The sequence below is a fragment of the Streptomyces sp. KR55 genome (genome assembly GCF_052245645.1).
Taxonomy (GTDB): Bacteria; Actinomycetota; Actinomycetes; order Streptomycetales; family Streptomycetaceae; genus Streptomyces; species Streptomyces flavusporus.
In genome coordinates this window covers 1-4,160 of the sequence record NZ_JBQQCE010000644.1, presented here as the reverse complement: position 1 = coordinate 4,160, position 4,160 = coordinate 1, and the positions used below count along the sequence as shown (strand labels likewise).

Sequence of the window (4,160 nt, the reverse complement as noted above, 5' to 3'; positions counted from 1 at the left end):
ACGGCCGTGTCCCGCGCCCGCCGATCGACTGGCGGCGCGCGGGCGGCCCGTGGTTCGGCAACCAGCTCATGACGCTGACGCTGCACGGCCGTTCGGCGCGGCTGCGGCTGGACCAGGCCAAGGCGGACGGGCGGGGCGGAGCGCGGCTGACGACGGTGGAGGAGTCGGTCCTCACCACCGCATGAGGCACATCCGGGACCTGTGGGACGTGCGTTGGCTTCTGTGGCGCCCGAAGGCATGATGAGGCGGGCCGTCCGCTTCCCGCGGGCGGTTCGCCGCTCTGCGCCCCACACGCCCGGGAGTCACCGCTTTGTCTGCACCGACCGCGGAGTCCGCATCGGAGTCCTCCATACCAGGGCCCCGGTCGGGGTCCGCACCCGACCCGGTCTCCGTCGCCCTGGTCGGTGCCGGGCCGCGCGGCACCAGCGTCCTCGAACGGCTCTGCGCCTCCGCCCGTGAACTCCTCCAGCCCGGCACCCGGCTGACGGTCCATGTGATCGACCCCGCGCCGGCCGGCGCCGGCCGCGTCTGGCGCACCGCGCAGTCGGCCGAACTGCTGATGAACACCGTGGCCTCGCAGGTGACCCTGTTCACCGACGACAGTGTGGACTGCTCGGGGCCGATCCGGCCGGGGCCGAGCCTGCACGAGTGGGCGGGCGGCGAGCTGGGGCCGGACGAGTATCCGACCCGGGCGCAGTACGGCCGTTACCTGGAGTGGGTGTTCGCCGAGGTGGTGCGGCAGGCCCCGCCCGAGGTGCGCGTCGAGACCCACGCCGCCCGCGCGATACGGCTGGACGACGGCCCCGACGGCCGTCAGCTGCTCGCCCTGGACGACGGCCGTACGCTGACCGGCCTCGCGGCCGTCGTCCTCGCGCAGGGCCATCTGCCGGCCGCCCCGGACGCGAAGCAGCGGCGCCAGGCGGCGTACGCCGACCGCCACGGCCTGCGGCACATCCCGCCCGCCAACCCGGCGGACGTGGACCTGTCCGCCCTCTCCCCCGGCGAACCGGTGCTGCTGCGCGGCCTGGGTCTCAACTTCTTCGACCACATGGCCCTGTTGACCACCGGCCGTGGCGGCCGCTTCGTCCCCTCCGACGCAGGGCTGCGCTATGTCCCCTCCGGCCGCGAGCCTCGCCTGTACGCCGGTTCCCGGCGCGGCATCCCGTACCAGGCGCGCGGCGACAACGCCAAGGGCCCGTACGGCCGTCACACCCCGCTCGTGCTGACCCCGGAGGTGATCGCGGGCTTCCGCAAGCGTGCGGACTCGGGCGACGCACCCGACTTCCTGACGGAGATATGGCCGTTGGTGGCGAAGGAGGTGGAGACGGTCTACTACACCACGCTGCTACGACGCCCCGAGTTCGCCGAGCACTATCTCGCCGTCTCCCACCGCGCCCCCCAAGAGGCCCGCCTGCTCGACGAGTTCGGCGTCCCGACGACCGAACGCTGGTGCTGGGAACGGATCTCCCGCCCCTACGCGGGCCGCGCTTTCGACGATCCCGGTCAGTGGCGGGACTGGCTCCTGTCCTATCTGCGCGAGGACGCCGCGCAGGCCGCCCTCGGCAATGTGCACGGCCCGCTCAAGGCCGCCCTCGATGTGCTGCGCGATCTGCGCAACGAGATCCGGCTGATCGTCGACCACGGTGGACTGTCCGGCGTCTCCCGCCGAGACCATCTGGACCGCTGGTACACCCCGCTCAACGCCTTCCTGTCCATCGGCCCGCCCCGGCGCCGCATCGAGGAACTGGCCGCGCTGGTGGAGGCAGGTGTGGTGGAGGTGCTCGGGCCGCGCCTGGAGGTGCGGTGCGCGGACGGGGCGTGGGTGGCGCACTCGCCCGACATACCGGGCTCGGCGGTCCGCGTGACGACGCTCATCGAGGCCCGGCTGCCGGAGCCCGACCTGCGCCGCACCGCCGACGACCTGTTGGCCGGGCTGCTGAAGACCGGACAGTGCCGCCCGCACACGGTCGACGGTTACGAAACGGGAGGGCTGGACGTGACGCCCCGGCCCTATCGACTGGTGGACCGTCGAGGTGAGCCACACGCCCGGCGGTTCGCCTTCGGGGTGCCCACGGAGGGCGTGCACTGGGTGACGGCGGCGGGGGCCCGGCCCGGGGTGGATTCGGTCACGTTGTCGGACGCGGACGGGGTGGCGCGGGCCGTGCTGCGTACGGCCGCGGAGCTACAAGCGACAGCAAACCGACAGGTTGTTGAACTTGCAAGCATTGATTAGGGCTACCTACGCTGGGCTTTCGTTCGATTACGTCACCGGCAGGTCATCCTGGCCTGCCTGACCGTAGGAGCCCCCCACAATGACCGCACGCCTCAACAGCGCGCAGCCGTACATCCTCGGCCTGTTCCGGATCGTGATCGGCCTGCTCTTCGTCTGCCACGGTGCCTCCAAGCTCTTCGGAGTCCTCGGTGGTGCCGACGGCCAGGGCGGGACGGTGTCCGCGGGCACCTGGCCCAGCTGGTACGCCGGCGTCATCGAGCTCGTCGGCGGCGCCCTGGTCATGCTCGGCCTCGGCACCCGCGTCGCGGCGTTCATCGCGTCCGGCGCGATGGCGTACGCGTACTTCAAGGTGCATCAGCCGGGCGCCCTGTGGCCGATCCAGAACGGCGGCGAGGCCGCGGCCCTGTACTGCTGGGCCATGTTCCTGCTGATATTCACCGGCTCCGGCGCTCTCAGCCTGGACCGGCTGTTCGCCAAGCGCTCGACGACGGCGGGGAAGCCGGCGGGCGAGCGGTCGCCGGTGACGGCCTGATCCTGCCGGAACCTGTACATACGGCGCCCTTTCTCACTCGGGTGAGGGAGGGCGCCGTCGTGTTGGCACCGAACACACGAGCCCCCTGTGACCCTTCTGTCACACCCAGGCGTACGCTCTATGGCTCACGGGGGAGCAACGGGGAGTCGCGGTGCTGGAGAGTGTGGGGTCACTGACAGGCAGTCCATGGATCTACGCCATGGTCGCTGTGTCGGTTCTCCTCGATGTGTTCGTTCCGGTACTGCCGAGCGGCCTGCTCGTCATCATGGCCGCGACGGCCGCGGCCGCGGGCTCCGGCGCGGCGACCGGCCAGGTCCCGGACAACGTCCCCGACATTCTGGCCCTGACGCTGTGCGCGACCACCGCATCCGTGCTGGGCGACCTGGTGGCGTACCGCCTGGCCTGGAGTGGCGGCGCCCGACTGGACCGCGCGCTCGCCCGCTCACCCCGCCTGAGCACCGCGCAGGAACGTCTCGGCACGGCTCTGGCCCGGGGCGGTGGCGCCCTGGTGGTCCTCGCCCGCTTCGCGCCCGCCGGCCGCTCGGTCGTCTCCCTCACCGCCGGCGCCGCACACCGCCGCGCCCGCGACTTCGTCCCCTGGTCCGCCCTCGCCGGCCTCGCCTGGGCCACCTACAGCGTCGCCCTCGGCTACTTCGGCGCCCACTGGCTGGGCACGACCTGGCTCGCCACGGGCGTGTCCGTCCTGGCGCTGTTCGCGGCCGGCGCGGCGGCGACGTACCTGATGCGCCGACGGCCGGAGCCCGGGGAGACGGCGTAGCCCTCTGCTCCGCCGACCAGGCCCGACCTGCTGCCCGACCGGCCTAACCCGCCTGCCGAGCCGTCTGCCCCCGCACCTCCAACCCGGCCAACAACTCCGCCGTCGCCTCGGCGATCACATCGACGGCGCGGTCGAAGACCTCCCGGTTGTGCGCGGCCGGCGCCCGGAACCCGGAGACCTTCCGCACGTACTGCAGGGCGGCAGCCCGAATCTCGGCCTCGGTGGCCTCCTCGGGCAACGCCGGCGGACGAAGCGTCTTGATACTGCGGCACATGGGTCCAGTGCATCACAACTGCCGACGCAGCTGCGGGCAGTTGTGCCGCTGGGCCGATGGGGGTCCCCCCCCGCTCGAGCGAAGCCGAGAGTGGGGGAGGGTGGGCGCAGCGGCAACCCCGCAGCGCGGACCACCGCCTCCCACCGCACCCCACGCCTCCGCTCCCGCACCCCCACGGCGGCCATCTCACACTCCGAACCCGCCATACCCCTCCCCCACCCCCGCCTGCAATGATCCACTCCGAGGCGGCCACCTCCCCGGGGCCGACCACCGAGAGGAGCCATACTCCATGGCGTACGACAAGCTCACCGTTGCGGTGCTGGGACCCGGAGGAGTGGGAGGC

General features: G+C 72.5%; 4 protein-coding genes and 1 pseudogene. 4 read left to right on the top strand and 1 reads right to left on the bottom strand.

The window, feature by feature from the left end; genetic code table 11:
• The 4 genes and pseudogenes from ACTWQJ_RS47450 to ACTWQJ_RS47435 form a co-directional block, all read left to right on the top strand.
• Nucleotides 1–185: pseudogene (locus ACTWQJ_RS47450) on the top strand (alkaline phosphatase D family protein); the annotation flags it as partial.
• A 164-nt stretch (nucleotides 186–349) separates the two neighbouring features.
• Entirely contained in the window at nucleotides 350–2,233 is a 1,884-nt protein-coding gene (locus tag ACTWQJ_RS47445; RefSeq protein ID WP_443312579.1) for an FAD/NAD(P)-binding protein, read from the top strand.
• Between the two features lie 79 nt (nucleotides 2,234–2,312).
• A complete protein-coding gene (locus tag ACTWQJ_RS47440; RefSeq protein ID WP_443312578.1) occupies nucleotides 2,313–2,765 on the top strand; it encodes a DoxX family protein in 453 nt (150 codons plus the stop codon).
• A 151-nt stretch (nucleotides 2,766–2,916) separates the two neighbouring features.
• Nucleotides 2,917–3,543 carry a DedA family protein gene (locus ACTWQJ_RS47435; RefSeq protein WP_443312577.1) on the top strand — a complete coding sequence of 209 codons (627 nt, stop codon included), beginning with the start codon at nucleotides 2,917–2,919 and terminating at the stop codon, nucleotides 3,541–3,543.
• Between the two features lie 43 nt (nucleotides 3,544–3,586).
• Here the strand turns inward: ACTWQJ_RS47435 and ACTWQJ_RS47430 are convergent, their stop codons facing one another.
• Nucleotides 3,587–3,817, bottom strand: a complete 231-nt coding sequence (locus ACTWQJ_RS47430) for a DUF2277 domain-containing protein (protein ID WP_443312576.1) — start codon at nucleotides 3,815–3,817, stop codon at nucleotides 3,587–3,589.
• Nucleotides 3,818–4,160: the final 343 nt, after the last annotated feature.

Bases quoted from the DNA above. Each gene is read 5' to 3' on its own strand.
- ACTWQJ_RS47430 (WP_443312576.1), bottom strand. From the start codon at position 3,817: ATGTGCCGCAGTATCAAGACGCTTCGTCCGCCGGCGTTGCCCGAGGAG.
- ACTWQJ_RS47440 (WP_443312578.1), top strand. From the start codon at position 2,313: ATGACCGCACGCCTCAACAGCGCGCAGCCGTACATCCTCGGCCTGTTC.